This window comes from Streptomyces sp. OfavH-34-F, assembly GCF_022347745.1.
Classification (GTDB): Bacteria; Actinomycetota; Actinomycetes; order Streptomycetales; family Streptomycetaceae; genus Streptomyces.
On record NZ_JAKRGC010000597.1, the window covers coordinates 1 to 1631 of the forward strand.

Sequence of the window (1631 nt, forward strand, 5' to 3'; positions counted from 1 at the left end):
CGAACTGCCCGCCGCGCCGCCCGCGGGCCGGCCGGACCGGTTCTCCTACGCCTCCGCGCTCCTCGCGCTGTACCGGCTGCTGCTGAACCTGCCCGCCATCGAGCCGGTCGGGCCGCCGCCCGGCGCGGCCCGCGAGGCCCTGCACGGGCCGCCCGCCGCGGGGGAGCCCCGGATGCTCACCCGCATCCGCGCCCTGCTGGCCAAGGCGGAGGCGACCGGCTATCCGGAGGAGGCGGAGGCGCTGACCGCCAAGGCGCAGGAGCTGATGGCCCGGCACAGCATCGACGAGGCCCTGCTCGCCGCCCGGACGCACGGCGACCGCACCCCCGCCGCCTGCCGGATCGGAGTGGACGCCCCCTACGAGACCGCCAAGGCGATCCTGCTGGACGCGGTGGCCTCGGCGAACCGCTGCCGCGCCGTGTGGAACGGCGATCTCGGCTTCAGCACCGTCGTCGGCTTCGAGGCGGACCTGGCGGCGGTGGAACTGCTCCACACCTCGCTGCTGGTGCAGGGCACGGCCGCGATGACCCGCGCCGAGGCGGGCCAGCGCGCGGGCGGCCGCAAACGCACCAAGACGTTCCGGCAGTCCTTCCTGATGGCCTACGCCCAGCGCCTGGGCACCCGCCTGGAGGCGGCCACGAACCGGAGCGAGGCCGAAGCCGGGGCCCCCGCCCTCCTCCCGGCCCTGGCCGCCCGCGACCTGGCGGTCACCCGCGCCGCCGACGAGCTCTTCCCGCACACCACGACCACCCGCGTCCGGGGCGCGACGGACCTGGCGGGCTGGACCCACGGCACCGAGGCGGCCGACGCCGCCCGCATGGGCACCGAACCCCGGGAACACAGCCGCATCCCGCGCTGAGCACTCCACGGGCCCGGACGAGCCGAGCACTCCACGGGCCCGGACAAGTCGGGCACTCCACGGGCCCGGACAAGTCGGGCGAAAGAGTAATTCCGGCTAGGCTCGGCCCATGAGCTGGCTCCGGGCGCTGAAGGAGACCGCCCGCTCCGGCCTGAAGATCGAGCGGCGGCGCCTCGAACCGCTCGTCGCCCTGCGCGGCGCCGCCGGGCTCGCGCTCGTCATCGGGGTGAGCCTGGCCCTCTTCGGGCCCGTGGTCGCCGCCAGTTCCGCCTTCGGCGCGTTCCAGGCCGCCATCGCCACCTTCCAGCGCAGCTGGCGCCCCCGCCCGGTCCTCGCCCTGGTCTCCGGGGTCAGCCTCGGGATCTCCACCTTCGTCGGCTACGTCACCGGCACCCATCTCGCGCTCTTCGTGCTGCTCCTGGTCGTCTGGACGTTCCTCGCCGGGCTCGCCTGGGCGGCCGGGCCGACCGGCGGCATCATCGCCGCGTCCAACGTCGCGATCATGCTCGTCACCATCACCCTGCCCACCTCCGCCGCCCAGGCCGCCCTGCACGGCGCGATGATCGCGTTCGGCGGAGTCGTCCAGGCCACCCTGATCGTGCTCTTCCCGATCCGCAGATGGGGCGCCCAGCGCGACGCGCTCGCCGACGCCCTGGCCGCCGAGGCCGACGTCGGAGGTCTTGCCGCCGCTGCCCTGGCCGGTGAGGCGCTCCACCTGGCCGTCCCAGGTCCACCTGATGTCCTGGGTGTCGCCGTTCCCCAGCGACGTGAC

1 protein-coding gene and 1 pseudogene are annotated in these 1631 nt (G+C 75.3%); both read left to right on the top strand.

Annotated features, from left to right (window positions below; genetic code table 11):
* On the top strand, positions 1 to 859 hold an 859-nt coding region (locus MHW47_RS35250; protein WP_239227886.1), incomplete at its 5' end, for a DUF2786 domain-containing protein.
* A gap of 109 nt (positions 860 to 968) precedes the next feature.
* A pseudogene (locus MHW47_RS35255) lies at positions 969 to 1631 on the top strand (hypothetical protein); the annotation flags it as partial.